General features: G+C 67.1%; 21 protein-coding genes. 5 read left to right on the forward strand and 16 right to left on the reverse strand.

What is annotated here, in order from left to right; genetic code table 11:
* Positions 1-2 precede the first annotated feature (2 nt).
* Together AWC24_RS03875 and AWC24_RS03880 are read right to left on the reverse strand one after the other, a co-directional pair.
* Complete coding sequence (locus AWC24_RS03875) at positions 3-830, reverse strand: SDR family oxidoreductase (protein ID WP_085082249.1); 828 nt, start codon at positions 828-830, stop codon at positions 3-5.
* 64 nt (positions 831-894) lie between these two features.
* Positions 895-1,815 carry an enoyl-CoA hydratase gene (locus AWC24_RS03880; RefSeq protein ID WP_085082251.1) on the reverse strand — a complete coding sequence of 307 codons (921 nt, stop codon included), beginning with the start codon at positions 1,813-1,815 and terminating at the stop codon, positions 895-897.
* 64 nt (positions 1,816-1,879) lie between these two features.
* On the opposite strand from AWC24_RS03880, the gene AWC24_RS21495 reads away from it, so the two are divergent.
* Positions 1,880-2,053 carry a hypothetical protein gene (locus AWC24_RS21495; protein WP_109560317.1) on the forward strand — a complete coding sequence of 58 codons (174 nt, stop codon included), beginning with the start codon at positions 1,880-1,882 and terminating at the stop codon, positions 2,051-2,053.
* The gene (locus AWC24_RS03885; protein WP_085082253.1) at positions 2,054-3,481 is read left to right on the forward strand and encodes an alpha,alpha-trehalose-phosphate synthase (UDP-forming); all 1,428 of its coding nucleotides are present in this window, start codon (positions 2,054-2,056) and stop codon (positions 3,479-3,481) included.
* Between the two features lies 1 nt (position 3,482).
* Here the strand turns inward: AWC24_RS03885 and AWC24_RS03890 are convergent, their stop codons facing one another.
* The 13 genes from AWC24_RS03890 to AWC24_RS03950 all read right to left on the reverse strand — a co-directional run bounded on the left by AWC24_RS03890 (position 3,483) and on the right by AWC24_RS03950 (position 15,742).
* The gene (locus AWC24_RS03890; protein WP_085082255.1) at positions 3,483-4,022 is read right to left on the reverse strand and encodes a hypothetical protein; all 540 of its coding nucleotides are present in this window, start codon (positions 4,020-4,022) and stop codon (positions 3,483-3,485) included.
* Between the two features lie 16 nt (positions 4,023-4,038).
* Complete coding sequence (locus AWC24_RS03895) at positions 4,039-4,527, reverse strand: mammalian cell entry protein (protein ID WP_085082380.1); 489 nt, start codon at positions 4,525-4,527, stop codon at positions 4,039-4,041.
* Complete coding sequence (locus tag AWC24_RS03900; protein WP_085082257.1) at positions 4,524-5,189, reverse strand: Rv1363c family protein; 666 nt, start codon at positions 5,187-5,189, stop codon at positions 4,524-4,526. Before AWC24_RS03900 ends, AWC24_RS03895 begins: the two co-directional genes overlap by 4 nt.
* On the reverse strand, positions 5,186-6,886 hold the full coding sequence (locus AWC24_RS03905; protein ID WP_085082259.1) for an MCE family protein: 1,701 nt from the start codon (positions 6,884-6,886) through the stop codon (positions 5,186-5,188). The genes AWC24_RS03900 and AWC24_RS03905 overlap by 4 nt, the downstream gene beginning before the upstream one ends.
* A gap of 6 nt (positions 6,887-6,892) precedes the next feature.
* The gene (locus AWC24_RS03910; protein ID WP_085082263.1) at positions 6,893-8,074 is read right to left on the reverse strand and encodes an MCE family protein; all 1,182 of its coding nucleotides are present in this window, start codon (positions 8,072-8,074) and stop codon (positions 6,893-6,895) included.
* Positions 8,075-8,076: 2 nt separating this feature from the next.
* Complete coding sequence (locus AWC24_RS03915; protein ID WP_234807249.1) at positions 8,077-9,408, reverse strand: MCE family protein; 1,332 nt, start codon at positions 9,406-9,408, stop codon at positions 8,077-8,079.
* On the reverse strand, positions 9,408-10,466 hold the full coding sequence (locus AWC24_RS03920; RefSeq protein ID WP_085082265.1) for an MCE family protein: 1,059 nt from the start codon (positions 10,464-10,466) through the stop codon (positions 9,408-9,410). Before AWC24_RS03920 ends, AWC24_RS03915 begins: the two co-directional genes overlap by 1 nt.
* The gene (locus AWC24_RS03925; protein ID WP_085082266.1) at positions 10,453-11,490 is read right to left on the reverse strand and encodes an MCE family protein; all 1,038 of its coding nucleotides are present in this window, start codon (positions 11,488-11,490) and stop codon (positions 10,453-10,455) included. The genes AWC24_RS03920 and AWC24_RS03925 overlap by 14 nt, the downstream gene beginning before the upstream one ends.
* A complete protein-coding gene (locus tag AWC24_RS03930) occupies positions 11,490-12,662 on the reverse strand; it encodes an MCE family protein (protein WP_085082267.1) in 1,173 nt (390 codons plus the stop codon). Before AWC24_RS03930 ends, AWC24_RS03925 begins: the two co-directional genes overlap by 1 nt.
* 39 nt (positions 12,663-12,701) lie before the next feature.
* A complete protein-coding gene (locus AWC24_RS03935) occupies positions 12,702-13,544 on the reverse strand; it encodes an ABC transporter permease (RefSeq protein WP_085082268.1) in 843 nt (280 codons plus the stop codon).
* Between the two features lie 7 nt (positions 13,545-13,551).
* Positions 13,552-14,316 (reverse strand): MlaE family ABC transporter permease, encoded by a 765-nt coding sequence (locus AWC24_RS03940; protein WP_013830557.1) that lies wholly within the window; start codon positions 14,314-14,316, stop codon positions 13,552-13,554.
* Between the two features lie 239 nt (positions 14,317-14,555).
* On the reverse strand, positions 14,556-15,470 hold the full coding sequence (locus AWC24_RS03945) for a 3-oxoacyl-ACP reductase (RefSeq protein WP_085082269.1): 915 nt from the start codon (positions 15,468-15,470) through the stop codon (positions 14,556-14,558).
* Between the two features lie 77 nt (positions 15,471-15,547).
* Positions 15,548-15,742 carry a ferredoxin gene (locus AWC24_RS03950; RefSeq protein WP_085082270.1) on the reverse strand — a complete coding sequence of 65 codons (195 nt, stop codon included), beginning with the start codon at positions 15,740-15,742 and terminating at the stop codon, positions 15,548-15,550.
* A gap of 190 nt (positions 15,743-15,932) precedes the next feature.
* On the opposite strand from AWC24_RS03950, the gene AWC24_RS03955 reads away from it, so the two are divergent.
* Both AWC24_RS03955 and AWC24_RS03960 read left to right on the forward strand, forming a co-directional pair.
* Entirely contained in the window at positions 15,933-17,111 is a 1,179-nt protein-coding gene (locus tag AWC24_RS03955; protein ID WP_085082271.1) for an acyl-CoA dehydrogenase family protein, read from the forward strand.
* Positions 17,112-17,121: 10 nt separating this feature from the next.
* Positions 17,122-18,219 carry an acyl-CoA dehydrogenase family protein gene (locus AWC24_RS03960; protein ID WP_085082272.1) on the forward strand — a complete coding sequence of 366 codons (1,098 nt, stop codon included), beginning with the start codon at positions 17,122-17,124 and terminating at the stop codon, positions 18,217-18,219.
* Position 18,220: 1 nt separating this feature from the next.
* Here the strand turns inward: AWC24_RS03960 and AWC24_RS03965 are convergent, their stop codons facing one another.
* Positions 18,221-18,703, reverse strand: a complete 483-nt coding sequence (locus AWC24_RS03965; protein WP_085082273.1) for a nuclear transport factor 2 family protein — start codon at positions 18,701-18,703, stop codon at positions 18,221-18,223.
* A gap of 29 nt (positions 18,704-18,732) precedes the next feature.
* Between AWC24_RS03965 and fadD17 the strand changes: the two genes are divergently transcribed.
* The gene (fadD17, locus tag AWC24_RS03970; protein WP_085082382.1) at positions 18,733-20,253 is read left to right on the forward strand and encodes a long-chain-fatty-acid--CoA ligase FadD17; all 1,521 of its coding nucleotides are present in this window, start codon (positions 18,733-18,735) and stop codon (positions 20,251-20,253) included.
* Positions 20,254-20,437: the final 184 nt, after the last annotated feature.

The following is a 20,437-nucleotide window of genomic DNA, read 5'->3' on the forward strand; positions in this document are numbered from 1 at the left end:
GGCTATTCCCCCACCACGCCCCGCAGGCCGTCGGCGCCGAACGCCGGTTCCAGCATCGCCGTGAAGTCCGGGCCGCGGCGCAGCATCTGCCCGCCGTCGACGTTGATGACCTGGCCGGTGATATAACCGGCGGCGTCGCTGAGCAAGAACAGCGCCAGGTCCGCGACGTCGTCGACCTCACCGACCCGCGGCAGCGGAGTGCTGACCCGGTAGTCCTCGGAGAGTGCCGGTGTATCGAGGACCACCGACACCAGTTCGGTGCGGGTGAGGCCGGGGCGGATGCTGTTGACCCGCACCCAGGAGGCACCCAGTTCGTCGGCGGCCAGCTGCATCAGGTGATCCAGCGCCGACTTGGTGGGGCCGTAGGCGCCGAACCAGCGGTGGGTGTTGCTTGCCGCGATCGAGGAGATCCCGACGAACGAACCACCGCCGCCACGTACCAGCGCCCGGCCGGCGTGCTTGAGCACGTACATGGCGCCGTTGATGTTGAGGTCGACGGTGCGCCGCCACGCCTCGGAGTCGATCTGGGTGATCGGCCCGATGGTCTCCGAACCCCCGGCGCAGTGCACCACCCCGTGCAGCCGGCCACTCGTGCTCGCAGCGGCGTCGACGGCGGCGATCACACTGTCTTCGTCGGTGACGTCGGCGGCCTGGTGGCGCACCCCGATCTCGTCGGCCACCGCCGCCAGCCGCTCGGCATTGCGGCCGACGATCAGGACGTCGGCTCCCGCGGCGGACAGCGCAGCCGCCACCGCCTTGCCGATACCGCTACCACCACCGGTGACCAGGTAACTGCGGCCATCGAACGAAATCCGCGACGAAAGTGTCACACCGACCCCTCACACCAAACTGGAACATGTTCTACCCATCGAACCATGCTGGCCGGAGCGGCGGCTACGGCTGGTCGCGACGAGCCAGGTCGGTGGCCTTGGCGGTGCGCCAGTCCGGTACCTCCGGAGGCAGCGCGACCGGGAACTTGTTGTCGTTATGTGCCGACCAGTGCGCGTGGCCCAGCTCGTGGATGTGGAACCCGTGCCGCAGTGCCTCGGCGAATCCCATGGCGTCGGCGGCGGCGTTCACCGAGTCCTTGATCAGCAGCGCGGCCATCGTCGGCAGTTGGGCGATCCGGCGGGCGAACTCGTAGGTCTTATCGGCCAGCTCGTCGAGGGCGAACACCTTGGAGACCATGCCCAGCCGGTAGGCCTCGTCGGCGTCCAGCGAGTCCCCGGTCAGCAGCAGCTCCTTGGCCTTGCGCGGGCCGAATTCCCAGGGATGGGCATAGTATTCGACGCCCGGCATGCCCAGGCGCACCCCGACCACGTCGGAGAACCGGGCATTGTCGGCCGCGACGATCAGATCGCACGCCCAGATCAACATCAGCCCGGCGGAGATGGCATTGCCCTGCACCTGCGCGATGGTGATCTTGCGCAGGTCCCGCCAGCGGCAGGTGTTGGAGAAGTAGTAGTGCCACTCCTGCAGGTAGGTCTTCTCCACGACCGATTCCCGGGTGCCGCCGTCGCGGCGGAAACTCGGGTGCTGGCCCGGTCCGTCCCGGCGTTCGGCCAGGGCCGCCTCCGAGCCCAGGTCGTGGCCGGCGGAGAAGTTCTCACCGCGCGCCGCCAGGATCACCACCCGCACGGTGTCGTCGGCCTCGGCCCGGCCGAACGCTTCATCGAGCTGCACCAGCAGGGTGCGGTTCTGCGCGTTGTGGGCCTCCGGGCGGTTCAGCCAGATCCGGGCGATACGCCCCTCGTCGAGGATTTCATAGTCGACCAGATCGCCGGCTTGCCCTGATGTGGTCTCCGATGTCGCCACTGGACCTCCACCCTGGTTGTCGTCCGCCTCACAGGTTACGGCGCACTTCGCTAGAGTCGACTCCATGCCTGCTAAATCCGAACACGCCGACATCGATGACGTGGAACCGCTGGCCGACAGCACCGAACGCCAAGCCCGACGAGTCGTGGCCGCCTACGCCGAGGATGCCGACGAGTGCCGGGTATTCCTGTCCATGCTGGGGATCGGTCCGGCGAATACCGAGAAACCCGGGGCGTAGATGCCGGGGTCGGGGGGCCAGGCCGATTTCGTCGTGGTGGCCAACCGGCTGCCGATCGACATCGAGGTACTGTCCGACGGCACGACGGCCTACAAGCGCAGCCCCGGCGGCTTGGTCACCGCGCTGGAGCCGCTGCTGCGCAAGCGCCGCGGCGCCTGGGTGGGCTGGCCGGGCAGTCCGGACGGCCCCGAGGAGCCGATCGACATCGAGGATCTGCGGCTGCACCCGGTCGCACTGAGCGCCACCGACATCGCGGACTACTACGAGGGATTCTCCAACGCGACGCTGTGGCCGCTCTACCACGACGTGATCGTCAAGCCGATCTACCACCGGCAGTGGTGGGATCGCTACGTCGACGTCAACCGCCGGTTCGCCGAGGCCACGTCCCAGGCCGCCGGCCCGGGCGCGACGGTGTGGGTCCAGGACTATCAGCTGCAACTGGTGCCCAAGATGCTGCGGAGCCTGCGACCGGACCTGACCATCGGCTTTTTCCTGCACATCCCGTTCCCGCCGGTGGAGCTGTTCATGCAGCTGCCGTGGCGCAAGGAGATCATCGACGGCCTGCTCGGCGCCGACCTGGTCGGTTTCCACCTGCCCGGCGGCGCACAGAACTTCCTGTTCCTGTCCCGCAACCTGACCGGCGCGGCCACCTCACGCGGCGCGGTGGGGGTACGCGGCCGGTTCGGCGAGGTGAGTCTGGCCGACCGCACCGTGCGCGTCGGCGCCTTCCCGATCTCCATCGACTCCGGCGAGCTCGACCACAAGGCGCGCGAGCGGGCAATCCGGCGGCGCGCCAAGGAGATCCGGGCCGAATTGGGTCACCCGCGCAAGGTCCTGCTCGGCGTGGACCGGCTGGACTACACCAAGGGGATCGACGTCCGGCTCAAGGCGTTCAACGAGCTGCTCGCCGAGGGCCGCGCCAAGCGTGACGACACGGTGCTCGTGCAGTTGGCGACGCCCAGCCGGGAACGGGTGGAGAGTTACCAGATCCTGCGCGAGGACATCGAACGCCAGGTCGGTCACATCAACGGCGAGTACAGCGAGGTCGGCCACCCGGTGGTGCACTACCTGCACCGCCCGGTCCCGCGCGACGAGCTGATCGCGTTCTTCGCGGCAAGCGACGTCATGCTGGTCACCCCGCTGCGCGACGGGATGAATCTGGTCGCCAAGGAGTACGTGGCCTGCCGCAGCGACCTGGGCGGCGCCCTCGTATTGAGTGAATTCACTGGTGCCGCAGCCGAATTGAAGCAGGCCTACCTGGTCAACCCGCACGATCTGGAGGGCGTCAAGGATGCCATCGAGGCGGCGATCAACCAGACCCCTGAAGATGGCCGCCGACGTATGCGTGCGCTGCGCCGCCAGGTGCTGACCCACGACGTCGACCGCTGGGCCCGATCCTTCCTGGACTCGCTCGCCGAAACCGGGTGACTCAGCTACACAGATGCTGCGGGTTGTCCTGGCAGGTCAGCGGGTAGCGGACCACCGGGTTGGGCAGCGGCGACACGAACGTCAGTGTGAACGGGTGCTTTTCGAGCCCGGGCTGCCAGCCGCAGACCGCATTGTGCGACTGGGTGTAGGTGCCGCGCAACGAGGTGTCGAACTGGTACATCTCTTCGCTGCCGGCGGTGCTGCCGTCGGGGCATCGGGTACCGGCGAGCAGCGGGGTGTGGTAGGACCACTGGCCGTTGGACAACCGGTAGGAGCCGGCTTGCCCCGGCGGGCCGTTGCTTTCGATCTGCAGTCGGCAACCGATCGCCAGGTTCAGCGGCACCCGGCCGTCACCCACCGTAGGAACACACAGCGGGTAGATCTTCCACGTCGCCGTGGTGCCGCCGCCGTTGTAGGTGTAGATACCCTCTAGGGTGCCCTCCGGCAAGGCGTCGTCGTCCGCGCCGGCTTCGACGGCCAGCCCCGCGCTCGCCGCCATCGCGATACCGAACGCGGCCAGACCGCGAATGAGCTTCCTCATAGCCCAATCCTCTCAGCTAGATCGGCGCGATATTGCTGATCAGCCACTTGCTGTCGACCTTGCGGAAGTCGACCCGCAGGCGACTGCCCTCGTAGAACTTCTCCTTGGACTTGCCCGTAACGGTGCGGTTGACGAAAACCAGCACCGAACCGGTGGTCCGCTTGGCGTCCAGCGCGCCCACGCCGACGACGTCGACCTGGTTCACCAACTGCTTCTCCCGGGCCTGCGGGATGATCTCGTTGACGGCGCGGGCCTCGAACTCACGGCGGTAGTCGCCGGTGAACATCGGATAGGTCTCGGTCAGGCTGCGTTCCACGGTCGTGTAGTCATAGCCGAGCACTTTGGGGATCTCGTCGGCGGTCAGCTTGGCCAACTCGGTGCGGGCCACTTGCTCCCCCCGCGTCTCGACCCGGCTCCAGTACAGCGATCCCGCCGTGGCGCCCAGGCCGACGAACACTCCGAGCAGGACCACCAGGATCACCAGCCCCGACCACCGCCGGTTCATCGACTGCCGTCCGGCCACTTGAGGTCATAGGCGGTCATGTTGCCGGCGTCGTCTTCGTGCACGATGATCCGCAGCGCGTACGGCTGCGACGGCTTGTTGACACCGTCGGCATCGGTGGCGGTCGCGCGCATTGCGATCAGGACCGAGGCGTTGCCGGCCACATCGTCGGTGTTCTCCAGCGCTGCGGCGTTGATCACCGCCTCCGAGCTGTGTTTGGTCTCCCGCAGCAGCGCCTTGAGGTTGTCGGTGTTGCCGGCCATGGTGTCGCGCAGTGGGCCGCTGGTGCCGGCCACGAAGCGGTCCACCTGCTCGTTGATGGTGTCGGGCGTGTAGGTGTACATGTTCAGCACGGTCTGGACCGCGGTGTCGACGAAGCGCTGGTCACGACTCTCGGCCGCGGCGGCGTGCCGGTGTTGCACCAGCAGCACGGCGACCAGGCTGCCCAGCACGACACTCACCACCAGGGCGGCGGCAGCCGCGACGACGGCGGCCTGGCGCGCGTTGGGCTGGCGCCGCGGCGGTGGGCCGGTGGGCCGGACCGCCCGCACAGCGGCCCGACTCGGGGTCGGAATGGCGGTCGTGGCGACTTCGGCGGCATCACCGGCCGGGCCGGCGGCCCGCGAGGCCCGGCGACGAGCCCGGGTCTCCTCCGGACCGGTCACGTCTGCCTCGGCTCGAGCATCAGGTCGGCCCAGTTCTCGGGCGGCAGCCATTTGTCCGCCCCGGACACGAACACCCCGGTGCTGCCCGCCGGGTCGACGAACTTCCCGGTGCGCTGGTCGTAGCTGCTGTAGGCGACCCCGTTGGCCTGGGCCGGTGCCTCGGCGGGCAGTGGCCCGGGAGCCGGTCCCGGCGCCGGGTCCCGGTTGTAGGGCGGCAGGCCGCCGTTACCGCCGGGGTTGGTCGGCAGGTTCTGGTCCGGCGGCGCGTAGTAGGGCCACGGCGCCGGCGGATTCGGCCCGAGTTCGTTCGGCGGGTACGGCAGCGGGTATGGCGGAATGGGCGCCGGGCCCGGCCCCGCGGGCACACCCGGAGGCAGCGCGACCACCGGCGGGCCAGGGTCGTAATCGGAGTTCGGTGGGATGTACGGGAACTTGTTCATCGGCGTGATCATCCGCGGGTCGGTGATCGGCGTGTCGTAGGGCACCGGCGGACCGCGCCACGCGTTGCTGCCGATCGGGACGAAGCCCTTCGGGTCGCGGCAGAGCTGAATGGTCGGCGCCCGCTTACCCGGATACTCCATACACGGGTAGTTGCGGGCGCCGCGGACCGCGGTCGCATCGTTTTGCGCCGCTTTGCAGTACAGCCCCTTGGGCAGTTCGCGCACCGTCTCGTCGGCCGGGGTGCGCATCTCGGTGAACGGCAGGAACCCGACCGTGCACGGCGGCGGGTCGTGCATGTCGATCTTGAAGTCCAGCTTGACGCCCTCTTCCATCGGCACGCCACCGGCGACGGTCATCAGCGCGGCCATCAGCGCGGGAAACACCACCAGCGCCTGTTCGATCGAGTTGCGGTAGATCACCCCGACCCGGCCGAAGTTGGCGATGCTGGCCGCCAAAGTCGGGAACGAGGCCCGGATCCCGCTGAAGGTGGTGTTCGCCTCGTCGGTGACACTCGGCAAGATCTGCAGCACCTCGCGGAGTTGCGGATCGGCGTTGCGCACCTCGGTGGTGACCGCCGCCAACGACCGGGCCAGCGTCTTGATGTCGTCGCCGCTGCCGATCTGGGCGTCCAGGAACGGTTCGAACTGGTCGATCAGCCCCTCGGTCGCCGCGAAGTTGGCGTTGGCTTCGTCGATCAGTTGCCGCGACGACGCGATCATCCGGGCCAGCTCCTGCCCGGATCCGTTGAAGCCCTCGAAGGTGTTGCGCAGCAGATCACGAAGGCGACTGTTGGCGACGCTGTTGACCAGTGTCTGCGCCTGGTCGAGCATGCCGGCGATGTCCTGGCCTATCGCGGTGCGGTCCTGGCCGATCCGCGCGCCGCTGTGCAGCACCCCGGCGGCAGCGGCTCCTTCCGGTGGCACCAGGTCGATGTACTGCTCGCCGATGGCGGACATGCTCTTGACGGTTGCGGTGACGTTGCCCGGAACCTTGGTGCTGCTGTTGAGCCGCATCTGGGCGTCGATCCCGTGATCGGTGAGACGGACGTCTTCCACCCGGCCCACCGTCACGCCGCGATAGGTGACATTGGCGCTCTTGTAGATGCCGCCGCCTCCGATGAAATCGGCGGTCACCTTGTAGGTGCCGATCCCCACCCGGCTCGGCAAGTGCAGGTAAAGGATCGCGATCGCACCGACGGCCAGCACGGTGACCACGGCGAAGATCCCAAGTTGGATTCGAACGAGGCGGGTCAGCATCGCAGGTCATTCCTCATATCGGACGGCCGTGCCGGGCGGGATCTTGAACGGGTCGGCCGCCTGCCCGGACAGGTTCGCCATTTCCCCGATCAAGAAGTCGGGCGGGTTGAGCACGTCGTGCATGTGCGGCATGTTCGGGTCGAAGGCCCCGGTGGTGAAGACCGACTCGCCGAATCGCCGCAGCGTCAGGTCGAAGGTGACGTAGACGTTCAGGAAGTCGCCGCGCACCGCGTTGCGCAGATACATCGACGGGAACGGGAAGGTCGGAATGAACGGGAACGCCGTTACCAGCTCGTTGGCGTTGTCGGCGAACGCCTTGATGACCGGGTAGAGGTCCTTGATGTCGGCGGCGAAGTCTTCTTTGGTCTCGGTCATGATCCGTGAACCGACGGTCGCCAACCGCTGCAGCGCTCCGAATGCATCCACGATGTTGGCGCGGTTGTCATTGAGCACCTCCAGCGCACCCGGCATGGTCTCCAGTGCCCGCGCGAGGCTGGGCGCGCTGCGGGCCAGGGTCACGCCGATCCGGTTGAGGCCCTCGGCGGCAGCGATGATGTCGTGCGCCTGGCGGTCCAGCGACGCCGTCAGCTCGGCGAGCCGGGGCAGCAGCCCGGCGAAGGTGCCGGCCCGCCCGGCGACCGCCGCGTAGGCCTCATCGGTGATGTCCTGCAGCGCACCGAGATTGCCCTGGTTCACCACCACGCCCAGTGAGGACAGCACTTCTTCGGTGCTGGGATAGCGACCGGTGCGGTTGAGCGGGATGTGGTCGCCGGGCGCGAGTCGGCCGGTCGGGGCTTCGTCATGCGGTGCGGAGAGCTCGATGTGCTGGGATCCCAGCAGCGAGGTCTGGGCGACCTTCGCGGTGGCGTTGGCCGGAAGCTGAACATTGCCGTCGAGCGACAGTTTGACCGCCGCAAAAAAGCTGCCGTCCGGTTGCTGCACGGCCTGCAGACCCGAGACGCTGCCCACGGTGACGTCGTCGACCATGACCGGCGAGTTCTGCGGCAACGTGGTCACATCCGGCAGTTGCACCGTGATGTTGTACGACCCTCGGCCGTGGCCGGCGGTTCCCGGCATGTTCAGCGAGTTCAATCCGCCGAACTGGCACCCGGACAGCACCAGTGCCCCGGCTCCCAGTGCCGCGCCGCGCCGCGCGGCCCGCCTGACGGCGCCGGCAACAGACTTCATGCTCATCCGCCCTCCCGTGGTCCGCCGGCCCCGGGTTGTTGAGGGCCGTGCGGGCCGGGTGCCTGGCCCACCTGCCCCGGATCCGATGGCGGCAGGAACAGCGCGGCGACATCGTCGGTATCCGGCGGGGTGACGCCCGGTGCGGGCATCCACTTCAGGTAGGGCACCGGTGTCTGCGCCTTGGCCTCGGTGGCCGGGGTGTCGTAGATGATCTGGCCCTTGTAGGCGGTGATCGAGTTGATCGGGTGGAACAGGAAGGGAAGGAAGTTCATCGACCAGCGGCGCATGACCGGTCCCATCCGCTCCTTGCAGATCTCTGCCCGCTTGAAGTTGTCCGGCACCGAACCGACGTCGAAGACGCCGCCGCAGATGAACTGCACCGGGTTGGCGAAGTCGGGCAGCGACAGCAACCCGCTCAAGGTGCCCTGCGCGGGGTTGTAGATCTGATAGAAGTTGACCAGCCCGTGCGGGGTGATGTGCAGTACCTGTTCGAAGTTCTCGCTCTGATCGCTCAGCACCTTGGTGAACTCCGACAGCTTGTTGACCTGGGCGATCAACGCGTCGTTGTTGTCGTGCAGGAAGCCCCGCACGTCGCGCAGTGCCTGGTTCAGGGTGCCCAGCGTGACATCGAGGTCGGCCGAACTGTCGGCGAGCACCGCCGAGACGGCCGCGACATGGTCGGTGAACTGCACGATCTGTTCGTTGCTGCCGGACAGGGCGTCGACCAGCACGTGCAGGTTCTTGACGGTGCCGAACAGATCCGTGCGCGAGTCACCGAGCCGGCCTGCGGTCGCCGACAACTCCCGCAGTGCACTGCGGAACGAGTCGCCGTTGCCGTCGAAGGTGTCGGCGGCCTGGTTGACGACCGCGCTCAGCGCGCCGTTGAGTTTGCCGTGCTCGGGTGCGAGTTGCGCACTGAGCTGGGTCAGCTCCTTCTTGACCTCGTCCCACTCGACCGGCACCGCGGTGCGGTCCTCGCCGAGCACCGCCCCGTCGGCCAGCCGGTCGCCGCCGGTGTAGGCCGGCGCCAGCTGAATCACCCGCGCCGAGACGATGTTCGGCGCCATCAGCACCGCGTGCACGTCGGACGGCAACGGCACGTCCTTGTTCACCGACATGGTGATCTTGACGTTCTCCGCGCGTGGCTCGATGGACTCGATCCGGCCGACCGGAACCCCGACCACCCTAACGTCGTCACCCGGGTACAGACCGACCGCCGAGGCGAAGTAGCCGGTGATCCGGTAGCCGCGCTGCGCGGGCAGCACCAGGTACACGCCGGCGGCCAGTAGCGCGGCCAGCGCCCCGGCGAGCAGAATCCGCAATGACGGGCGCATCACGGCGACTTCGGCTTAATCACGGTGCGCTCGGAGATCATCCCGCGCAGGTAGTCGGCCAGGCTGTCCGGAATCTTGCCGGGCTGGAAGTAGATGTCGAGCAGCACCTCCGACAACGTGGGCGGCGGCAGCCCGTAGAGGTTGATCTGGAAGCCCGGACCCGAGGCGACAACCTCGCCGAGCGTGGTGGCGTAGCCGGGCAGCCGGTCCAGTGCCCCCGCGATCCGGTCTTTGCGCTCGATCATGTTGTCCAGCACCAGGTTGAGTTTGTCCAGGGTCGGCCCGATCTCGTTCTGATTGTCGGTGACGAAGCCCGAAAGCTGCTGCGAGACATCATCGATTCCCGCGATCAGCGCGCCGAGTGCCTGCCGGCGGTCGTCCAGCGCCGCGAAGAGTTGATTCCCGTCGAGCACCAGCCGGTTGACCTGGGCGGCGCGCTGGTTGAGCACACCGGTGACCGACTTGGCGTGGGTCAACAACTGGCCCAGCGCCTCGTCGCGGCGGTTGATGCTGCGGGACAGCGCCGTCACCCCGTCCAGCGCCCCGCGCAACTGCGGGGTCGCGTCGCGCATCGAGTCGGTGAGCACCGCCAGCGCCTCCTCGAACCGCGGTTTGTCCAGATTCCGGACGTTGCCGCCGAGATCTTGCAGGGCGTTGTTGAGCGTGTAGGGCGAGCGGGTGCGTTCCAACGGGATCATCGTGACCGAGCCCGCGCCGGCCGGCGTGACCGACAGCGCCTTTTCGCCCAGCACCGTGTCGGTGCGGATCGCGGCCAGCGATTGATCGCCCACCCTGACCTTCCGGTCGATGGTGAAGCTCACCTGTGCGCTGGCGCCGGCCAGCGCCACCTTGGTCACCTTCCCCACCCGGATACCGGACACCGTCACGTCGTTGCCGGACATGATTCCGCCGGCGTCGGCGAAGTAGCCCTGATAGCTCTTGCCCTGCGGCCAGAACGGCAGGCTGGTGTAGCCGAACGACACCAAGACCAGGCACGCCACCAGTGCGATGCCCAGCGTTCCGGTGCGAACCGGATTTACGCGATCAATTCTTGACAGGAGAGCACCTCCCCTTGCTGGTGTCGGTCTGGCCGCCCATGGGCAGGATGATGTCGCTGCCGGCGGGCCCGTTGAACTTCATCGAGACCGTGCAGTAGTTGATGTTGAAGAACGATCCGTAGGCGCCGAGTGCGTTGAGCCGCAGGTAGTTCTCTTCCAGTGGATCGATGACGTCGTTGAGTTCCTGCTTGCGCTTGTTCAGCACGGTGGCCAACGGGCGGGCGTTCTCGATCACGCCCTGCAGCGGCCGCCGGGTGCGCCGCAGTGTGTCGGTGAGGTCGGTCTCGACGGTGGCCAGCGGGCCGATCGCACCCGCGATCGAGTCCTTGCCCTCGGCCAGGCCGGTGATCAGTTGCTGCAGCCGGTCGACGGTGGCGTCGAACTGCTCGCTCTTGTCGTCGACCGTGGCCAGCACCGTGTTGAGGTTGTTGATCACGTCGCCGATCAGCTGATCGCGCGAGGCCAGCGTGGTGGTGAACGAGCTGGTGTTGGCCAGCATCTGCGTCAGCGCGCCGCCTTGGCCCTGCAACAACTCGATGATCGCGTTGCTGATCTCGTTGATCTTGGTGCCGTCCAGCCCCTTGAGCACCGGGCGCATCCCGCCCAGCAGTGCGTCGAGGTCCAGCGCCGGCTGGGTGTGCTCCCGGCCGATCGTGCCGCCGGGCGGCAATTTGCGCAGTTCACCTGCACCGGAGGCGATCTCCAGGTAGCGGTCGCCGACCAGGTTCTCGTACCGGATCAGTGCCCGGCTCGAATCGTAAAGCTGGTAGCGCTTGTCGAGGTCGAAGGTGACGTCGACGCTGTTGTCAGGCGTCAGCGCCACCCGTTTCACCGTGCCCACCGGAATTCCGGCGATCCGCACGTCTTCGCCGCCCTTGAGGCGTGACGCGCTGGCGAAGTCGGCGTGATAGGTGTGGTTGGAGGCGAACCGGAACTCGCCGAACACCACCACCAGTCCGGCCGACACCAGCAGCATCGCCGCGGTGAAGATGGCGACCTTGATCAGGGTTCCGCGAGTGTTCATCAGTACTCATCCCGTTCCGCGTAGGCGCCGTTGAAGAGGAACTGCGCCGTGGATGGTGCGTCGAACTGCAGCTCGGTATTGGGCTGAAACGGGATGTAGGCGCTGTCGGTCACCAAGTACGGTGACCGGAACCAGGAGCCGCCGAACTGCTTGCTGGGGATGTCGGGCAGGCCGCGACAGTTCGGGCCGCCGGTCGCGTTGGCCACCGGCAGGCTCTCCGGGTAGGTGTAAGCCGGTGCGCCGGGCAAGAAGTTGGAGTGCACGTACAGCGCCGGCTTGGTGCCGCCCAGCGACGGGCCGAACCGCTCCAGCGCTTGTTTGATCCCCTTGAACAGACAGCCGAACTCCGGGGAGTATTCGGCCAGCAGGCTGCCCAGGGCGCGGAAGCGCTGAATACCGGCGATGAAGTCGTCGGCGGCGGGTTCGAAGGTGTCGTAGCCGTTGTTGGCCAGCCCGGTGGTCGCCAGCAGCGCCTTGCTCAGGTTGTCACGCTGGTCGACCAGCGTCTTGCTGATCGTCGGGACGTTGTCGAAAATCGTCGCCAGGTCCGGTGCGGCGTCGCCGTAGATGTTGCCCACCACGCCGGTCTTGGCGAAGCCCGATTGCAGCTGCGGCAGCTTGGGATTGATCTTCTCCAGGTAGCCGTTCAGCCCGGACAACGCCACGCCCAGGTTGTCGCCGTTGCCCCGCAGCCCTTCACCGAGCGCGCTGATCGTCCCGTTGAGCTGCACCGGGTCGACCTTGTCCAGCAGATCGGTGAGTTTCTGGAACAGTGTGTTGACCTCGAGCTGCACATCGGAGGCCTGCACGTTGGTGCCGCTGCGCAACGACTTGCCCGACGGCACCGGCGGCGGCACGAATTCCACCGACTTGGCGCCGAAGATGGTGTTGCTGGCGATGTGCACGGCGGCGTTCGACGGGATGTAGGACATCGCCGAGCTGTCCATGGCCAACACGAGCTTGGCCTGATCGCCCTGATATTTGATGGCCTTGACCTTGCCGACCTGGATGCCGCGGTACTTGACCTTGGCGTCCTGCTCCATCACCAGGCCGGCCCGCGGCGAGGTGACGGTGACCTTGTCGGTCGGGGTGAAGACAGCCGTGTAGGAGAGGTAGGTGAAAACGGTGGCGGCGAGCAGGATCGCGCCCAGGACGGCGGCAGCAATCCGCACCCGAGTACGACTCGATCCCGTGTCCACTTGCATCCCTTGCTATCCCGAGAGGTTGAAGTTACCGGACCCGCCGTAGACGGCAAGTGAAACGAACAACGTGATGACGACCACGACGACCAGCGACGTGCGCACCGCTTGTCCCACCGCGATGCCGACGCCGACCGGGCCCCCGGCCGCGTTGTAGCCGTAGTTGGTGTGCACGAGCATCACCGCGATGGACATGATGATCGCCTGCAGGAATGACCACAGCAAGTCGGTGGGTATCAAGAAGGTGTCGAAGTAGTGGTCGTAGAGGCCCGGTGACTGCGAGTTGATGAACACCGTGGTGGACCGGGCCGCGAAGAACGCCGCCAGCACCGATAGTGAGTACAGCGGGATGATCGCGATCAGACCGGCCACCAACCGGGTCGACACCAGATACGAGACCGCGTGCACCGCCATCGCTTCGACGGCATCGATCTCCTCGGCTACCCGCATGGCGCCGAGCTGGGCGGTGGTGCCGGCGCCGATGGTGGCGGCCAGGGCGATGCCGGCGACCACCGGGGCCACGATGCGCACGTTCAGGAATGCCGACAGGAAGCCGGTCAACGCCTCGATGCCGATGTTGCCCAGCGATGAGAAGCCCTGCACCGCGATGACACCGCCGGAGGCCAGGGTCAGGAAGGTGGCGACCCCGACGGTGCCGCCGATGATCGCCAGCGCACCGGTGCCCATGGTGATCTCGGCGATCAGCCGGACCGTCTCCTTGCGGTACTTGGTCAGCGCGTTGGGGACGTAGCGGATGGAGTCGGCGTAGAACAGTGCCTGCTCGCCGAAGTTGTCATATGCCTTGGGCGCCCACCGGAACATCCGCCGGAACCGCAGCGTGGCGTCGTAACTCATGAGGCGCTCACTTCACCAGCACCCGCACGCTGATCGCGGTCATGACGACGTTGATGACGAACAGGCAGATGAAGGCGTAGACGACGGTCTCGTTGACCGCGTTGCCGACGCCTTGCGGGCCGCCCTTGGCGGTCAGGCCGCGGTAGCACCCGATGAGCCCGGCGGCCGTCCCGAACAGCAGCGCCTTGATCTCGGCCATCACCAACTCGCCGAGCCCGGTCAGCACGGTCAGCCCGTTGATGAACGCGCCGGGGTTGACGCCCTGCAGGAAGACGGAGAACACGTAGCCTCCGACGAGACCGATCGCGCACACCAACCCGTTGAGCAGCAGCGCGACGAACGTCGATGCCAGCGCGCGGGGCACCACCAGCCGCTGGATCGGGTCGATGCCCAGCACCCGCATGGCGTCGATCTCTTCGCGGATGGTTCGGGCGCCCAGGTCGGCGCAGATGGCGGTGGCACCGGCACCGGCCACCACCAGCACGGTGACCACCGGACCGAGCTGGGTGATGGTGCCGAACGCGGTTCCGGCGCCGGACAGGTCGGCGGCGCCGATCTCGCGCAGCAGGATGTTGAGGGTGAACGCCACCAGCACGGTGAACGGGATGGCGACCAGCAGGGTCGGCACCAGCGAAACGCGGGCGATCATCCAGGTCTGGTCGAGGAACTCGCGGTACTGGAACGGGCGGCGGAACATGGCCCGGAAGGTGTCAATCGACATCTCGACGAAGCCGCCCACGGCCCGGGCCGGAACCGTGAGCTGTTCGATCAAGGCTCGTCCTTCCATCAGCTCGTGCAGCCGGTCTGCCGGTGGTCGCAAAACTGTATCCGGACACGGCGTGCGGCCGACGTCATTCGCTCGATTCGAACGTCGGTCCGCGTGAGCCGGATCATATTAACTAGAACACGTTCTTAGTGTCAAAGGACACATTTAGCAAGTTTTCATGGGTTATCTATCCAGGTCAGCCACTGTTGTGACTCAGGTCTCCTGAAACGCGTTCTAATCGCGCTCTAATCGGACTCCATCAGCTCTGAGGCGGAAAACGTCCGCCGCGGATCACGGTCGGCGAAGTAATTCCCCAGCGTGTCCGACAGCGGAGCAGGCTCCCACGCTTGTCCGTCGGCACTGAACTTGTGTTCCACCGTCGGCGCGGCCATCAGCATTACCTCAGGTCCGTAGACCACGAAAACCTGACCGTTGACCGAATCCGACGCCGGGGAGGCCAGGAACCGGACCAGGGTCACCACATGCTCCGGCGACAGCGGGTCGATCTCCCCCTCGCCGATCTTGGCCTCACCGAAGACGTCGGCGGTCATCGCGGTGCGGGCTCGCGGGCAGATGGCGTTGGCGCGCACGCCGTAACGGCTCAGCGCCCGGCTCGCCGACAGCGTCAGCGCGGTGATGCCCGCCTTGGCCGCGCCGTAGTTGGCCTGACCGACCGGACCCATCAGCCCGGCTTCCGAGGACGTGTTGACGATGCGGCCGTACACGGTTCCGGATTCAGCATCCTTGGCCTGCTGCCGCCAGTAGGCGGCCGCGTTGCGGGTCAACAGGAAATGCCCGCGCAGGTGCACCGCGATCACGGCGTCGAAGTCGTCATCGGACATGTTGAACAACATCCGGTCGCGGGTGATCCCGGCATTGTTGACGACGATGCTCAGCCCGCCCAAGCCGTCGGCGGTGCTCACGAGCTCGTCGGCGGTGGAGCGCTGGCTGATGTCGCCCGCCACCGGCACGCCCTTGCCGCCGGCCGCGGCGATCTCGTCGATCACGTCGGAGGATTCCAGCGCCGGCGCGATGTCGTTGACGACCACGGTGGCCCCGGAACGGGCCAGCCCGATCGCTTCTGCCCGGCCCAACCCGGCGGCCGCGCCGGTCACCACGGCAACTTTCCCGGTCAGATCGATCGCGCTGTTGGCAGTCATGTACGCCGCTCCTGTCCCCTCGCGGCGCCCTCGTCGCCTGCGGTTATGAATACCTCTAGTCCCCTGCTGGGCCGAGGCTAGTCGTCAACGCGGCGCAGCGCAGCGCGGGGGCACTCGGCGATCGCCTGCACAGCGTGGGCTTCCCGGTCCGCCGGCACCGGCGCCATCTTGACAACGGCCTGCTCATCGTCGTTCAGTTCGAACAGGTCGGGGTCGATTCCGACGCAAATCGCGTTGCCCTCGCAGCGATCCAGGTCCACCTCAACTCGCATGACGCTCTCCTTGAAATGCCCGAGACGGCCAACAGCATGGTCCGTCAGTGTCCGCTAATGCCACCATACGATCCAACAGCAGCCGTACACGACGAGATAGGGCCACTGGACCCTAGCGACTAGAACGTGTTACAACGGGCTGTCGACGACAATTTTATCGTGAGCCCGATCACCAGCGAAGGACGACCCGATGCAGATCAGTTACACCGCTGAGCAGGAAGAGCTGCGTCGCGAACTGCGCTCGTATTTCACGACGCTGATGACCCCGGAGCGTCGGGAGGCGCTGAGTTCGACGCAGGGCGAGTACGGGACCGGAAACGTCTACCGCGAGACGGTCGCCCAGATGGGTCACGACGGCTGGCTGACACTGAGCTGGCCCAAGGAGTACGGCGGCCAGGCCCGCTCGGCGATGGATCAGCTGATCTTCACCGACGAGGCCGCGATCGCCGGTGCCCCGGTGCCGTTCCTGACGATCAACAGCGTCGCCCCGACGATCATGGCCTTCGGCACCGAGGAGCAGAAAAAGTTCTTCCTGCCCAAGATCGCCGCCGGCGAGTTGCACTTCGCGATCGGGTACTCCGAGCCGGGCGCCGGGACCGACCTGGCGTCGCTGCGCACCACTGCGGTCCGCGACGGCGACGACTATGTGATCAACGGCCAGAAGATGTGGACGTCGCTGATCGCCTACGCCGACTACGTGTGGCTGGCGGCGCGGACGAACCCGGAGGCCAAGAAGCACCGCGGGATTTCCATGCTGATCGTTCCCACCACTGCGGAGGGCTTCTCCTGGACTCCGGTGCACACCATGGCCGGCCCGGACACCAGCGCGACCTACTATCAAGACGTGCGGGTGCCGGTGTCCAGCCTGGTCGGCGAGGAGCACGCGGGCTGGAAGCTGGTGACCAACCAGCTCAACCACGAGCGGGTCGCACTGGTGTCGGCGCAGCCGATCTTCGTGGCACTCGGTGAGGTGCGCGAGTGGGCCCAGAACACCAAGAACTCGGGCGGTGGCCGGATCATCGATTCGGAATGGGTGCAGCTCAACCTGGCCCGGGTGCACGCCAAGGCCGAGGTGCTCAAGCTGATCAACTGGGAGCTAGCTTCCGCGACCGACTCGGCGCCGTCCCCGGCGGACGCCTCGGCGGCCAAGGTGTTCGGCACCGAACTGGCGACCGAGGCCTACCGGCTGCTCATGGAGGTACTCGGCACCGCCGCCACCGTGCGCCAGGACTCCCCCGGTGCGCTGCTGCGCGGCCGGGTGGAGCGCATGCACCGGGCGTGTCTGATCCTGACCTTCGGCGGCGGCACCAACGAGGTGCAGCGCGACATCATCGGCATGGTCGCCCTGGGCCTGCCCCGCAACCGGTAAAGGATTCATTATGGACTTCTCCACAACCGAAGCAGCACAGGACCTCTCGGGTTTGGTCGGCACCATCGTCGACGCGGTGTGCACCCCGGAGCACCAGCGCGAGCTGGATGGGTTGGAGCAGCGCTTCGACACCGGGCTATGGCGCAAGCTCGTCGAGGCCGACGTGGTGTCCAGCGCGGCGGGTGAGTCGCTCGGCGGCGGCGGGTTCGGCGTGCTGGAGCAGGCGGCCATCCTGACCGCCCTGGGCCGGCAATTGGCCGCGGTGCCGTACCTGGAGTCGGTGGTGCTGGGCGCCGGGGCGCTGGCCAAGTTCGGCTCCGCGGAGTTGCAGCAGGCCTGGGGCGCACCGGCGGTGGCCGGCGAGAAGATCCTCGCCGCCGCACTCGACGGCGACATGGGCGAGGGCCCGGTCCGGGCAGCGGCGACCGATTCCGGCTACCGGCTCACCGGTACCCGCACCCAGGTATTCTTCGCCCCGGTGGCCGACGCCTTTCTGGTCCCGACCGAAAGCGATTCCGGCACACGAGTTTTCCTGGTGAGCGCCACCGATCCCGGCGTGACGGTTACTCCGCTGGCGACCACCGGCCTGGGCAGCGTCGGGCACCTCGAGCTGTCGGGAACCGAGCTGGAGTCCGGCCGTGTCGTCGGCGACGCCGAGGTGCTCGACCACCTGCGCACCCTGACGGCACTGGGCCATAGCGCCTACCAGTTGGGGGTGCTGGAGCGCGGGCTGGCCCTGACCGCCGAATACGCCCGCGAACGCGAACAGTTCGACAAGCCGATCGGCAGCTTCCAGGCCGTGTCCCAGCGGCTGGCCGACGGCTACATCGACGTCAAGGGGCTGCGTCTCACGCTGACCCAAGCGGCCTGGCGTGTCGGCGAGGAGCTGCCGGCGACCAGCGAGGTCGCCACGGCCGCGTTCTGGGCGGCCGATGCCGGACATCGGGTGGCGCACAGCATCGTCCACATCCACGGCGGGGTCGGCATCGACATCGACCACCCGATTCACCGCTACTTCCTAGCCGCCAAGCAGGCCGAGTTCGCCCTCGGCGGCGCCACCGGCCAGCTGTTGGCGATCGGCCGCGAGCTGGCCGACACCCCGGTCTAGGTCAGCGGTGCAGCGCGTCGCCGAACGTCACCTTGAACCCGGGAATGTCCGACAACGGCATGGTGGCGTCGTAGGTGCGCTGGTAGCCGGTGGCGCTGATCTTCCAGCCGTCGGCGGTGCGGCGGTAGGTGTCGTGATAGAACGCAGCGCCGATCAGCATCAGGTTGAAGTCGGGCATGATCACCCGATCCTGCAGGTACCAGATGCCGGTAGCACTGTCCGCGGCGCTGAGGGTGATCTCGGGGTGGTTGACCCGGTGCTCGCTGATCAGGTTTCCCGGCAGCGAGGTCCGCATGAACTCCACCAGCGAGTCGCGGTCGGAGAAGGTGTGGTCGCTGCCCATCGACTTGCCGTAGTCAGCGGTAACGTCCTCGGCCAGCGTGGCGGCGAAGTCGTCCCAGTGCTTGGTGTCCAGCGCTCGCAGGTAGCGGTACTTGACCTGCTTGATTGCCTCGATGTCGGCGAAGGCGTCGAATTCAGTCACCGCACTATTGCAGCACTAATGTGACCAGCATGTCAGCACCGGCTCCAATCGACGAAAAGCCCACCGTCACCGGATTGCTGGCCGCGCTGGCCGAGGTCGACGACCGCGGCGTCTACCACCAGGACGATTTCGTCAGCTGGCGCAACCACATCGCGGCCGGCGCCCGGTTGGGCGCCGCACTGCACGCGCGGCTCGACCCGGACAAGCCGCCGCACGTCGGTGTCCTGCTGGGCAATACCCCGTTCTTCTCCACACTGTTGGTGGCGGCCGCACTGACCGGCCTGGTGCCGGTGGGGCTCAACCCCACCCGACGGGGAACAGCCCTGCAGCGCGACGTGGCCCACGCCGACTGTCAACTGGTGCTGACCGACAACAGCACCGACGCCGCTGTTCCGGGCGCGATCGACGTCGAGTCCCCCTCGTGGGCTGCCGAAGCGGCCGGCTTTGACGATGCGCCGGTAACGTTCCGTGCCGCCGAACCCGATGACCTGTTCATGCTGATCTTCACCTCGGGCACCAGCGGTGATCCGAAGGCGGTGCGCTGCACGCATGAGAAGGCGGCGGCCCCCGGGCTCATGCTCGCGCAGCGGTTCGGTCTGACATCTACTGACGTCTGTTACCTGGCGATGCCGCTGTTCCACTCCAACGCGGTGATGGCGGGCTGGTCGGTGGCCGTGGCCGCCGGCGCCTCGATCGCGTTGCGGCGCAGATTCTCGGCATCCGGCTTCATTCCCGATATCCGCCGCTTCGGTGCCACCTATGCCAACTACGTCGGCAAACCGCTGTCATATGTGCTGGCCACTCCGCAACGGCCCGACGACGCCGACAACCCGCTGCGGATCCTGTACGGCAACGAGGGAGCGCCGCGGGATCTGGAGCGGTTCGCCGAGCGGTTCGACTGCACCGTCATCGACGGTTTCGGCTCCACCGAGGGCGGGGTGGCGATAGGCCGAACTCCGGACACACCGATCGGTGCCCTGGGGCCTTTGACCGGTGGGAACACCATCATCGACGTCGACACCGGCGAAGAATGCCCGCCGGGCGTGGTCGGCGAACTGGTGAACTTGCACGGGCGCGGCCAGTTCCGGGGCTACTACAAGGATCCCGAGGCCGAAGCGCAGCGGATGGCGGGCGGGATCTACCACACCGGTGATCTGGCTTACCGCGACGACGCCGGTTACGCCTACTTCGCCGGCCGGCTCGGGGATTGGATGCGGGTGGACGGCGAGAACCTCGGCACCGCGCCGATCGAGCGGATCCTGCTGCGGTACAACGAGGTGGTCGAGGTGGCGGTCTACCCGATACCTGACCCCACGGTGGGTGATCAGGTGATGGCGGCGCTGGTGCTCACTCCGGGGGCGCCGTTCGACGTGGATGAGTTCCGGGCTTTTTTGGCCGAGCAGCCCGACCTGGGGCCCAAACAGTGGCCGTCGTATGTCCGGGTGGCCGCCGCGCTACCGCGCACCGAGACATTCAAGGTGCTCAAACGGATGCTGTCTGCCGAGAGTCTGGAGTGTGCCGATCCGGTGTTCCGGATCGAGCGGCCCTGAGAGCAGCGGCCACTTCGGCAGCCGGTCGATGCCTTGCCGGAAAATGGGCTTACCGTTACTATTCCGGAAATCTATTCGAGTTAACGCACCATCGGGCTCTTTCGGACTGCCGCTGACCATCCACCCGGCCACGAACGACATCGGCAACCTCCTGCCGACCACGGCGTCGCCTCGACACCCCACC

Source organism: Mycolicibacter senuensis, assembly GCF_002101885.1.
Taxonomy (GTDB): domain Bacteria; phylum Actinomycetota; class Actinomycetes; order Mycobacteriales; family Mycobacteriaceae; genus Mycobacterium; species Mycobacterium senuense.

What these genes read in the sequence shown, in the direction of transcription:
- AWC24_RS21495 (WP_109560317.1), top strand. Translation starts at nt 1,880, where the DNA reads ATGCCTGCTAAATCCGAACACGCCGACATCGATGACGTGGAACCGCTG.
- AWC24_RS03885 (WP_085082253.1), top strand. Translation starts at nt 2,054, where the DNA reads ATGCCGGGGTCGGGGGGCCAGGCCGATTTCGTCGTGGTGGCCAACCGG.
- AWC24_RS03890 (WP_085082255.1), bottom strand. Translation starts at nt 4,022, where the DNA reads ATGAGGAAGCTCATTCGCGGTCTGGCCGCGTTCGGTATCGCGATGGCG.
- AWC24_RS03895 (WP_085082380.1), bottom strand. Translation starts at nt 4,527, where the DNA reads ATGAACCGGCGGTGGTCGGGGCTGGTGATCCTGGTGGTCCTGCTCGGA.
- AWC24_RS03905 (WP_085082259.1), bottom strand. Translation starts at nt 6,886, where the DNA reads ATGCTGACCCGCCTCGTTCGAATCCAACTTGGGATCTTCGCCGTGGTC.
- AWC24_RS03910 (WP_085082263.1), bottom strand. Translation starts at nt 8,074, where the DNA reads ATGAAGTCTGTTGCCGGCGCCGTCAGGCGGGCCGCGCGGCGCGGCGCG.
- AWC24_RS03915 (WP_234807249.1), bottom strand. Translation starts at nt 9,408, where the DNA reads ATGCGCCCGTCATTGCGGATTCTGCTCGCCGGGGCGCTGGCCGCGCTA.
- AWC24_RS03925 (WP_085082266.1), bottom strand. Translation starts at nt 11,490, where the DNA reads ATGAACACTCGCGGAACCCTGATCAAGGTCGCCATCTTCACCGCGGCG.
- AWC24_RS03935 (WP_085082268.1), bottom strand. Translation starts at nt 13,544, where the DNA reads ATGAGTTACGACGCCACGCTGCGGTTCCGGCGGATGTTCCGGTGGGCG.
- AWC24_RS03945 (WP_085082269.1), bottom strand. Translation starts at nt 15,470, where the DNA reads ATGACTGCCAACAGCGCGATCGATCTGACCGGGAAAGTTGCCGTGGTG.
- AWC24_RS03950 (WP_085082270.1), bottom strand. Translation starts at nt 15,742, where the DNA reads ATGCGAGTTGAGGTGGACCTGGATCGCTGCGAGGGCAACGCGATTTGC.
- AWC24_RS03955 (WP_085082271.1), top strand. Translation starts at nt 15,933, where the DNA reads ATGCAGATCAGTTACACCGCTGAGCAGGAAGAGCTGCGTCGCGAACTG.
- AWC24_RS03960 (WP_085082272.1), top strand. Translation starts at nt 17,122, where the DNA reads ATGGACTTCTCCACAACCGAAGCAGCACAGGACCTCTCGGGTTTGGTC.
- fadD17 (WP_085082382.1), top strand. Translation starts at nt 18,733, where the DNA reads ATGTCAGCACCGGCTCCAATCGACGAAAAGCCCACCGTCACCGGATTG.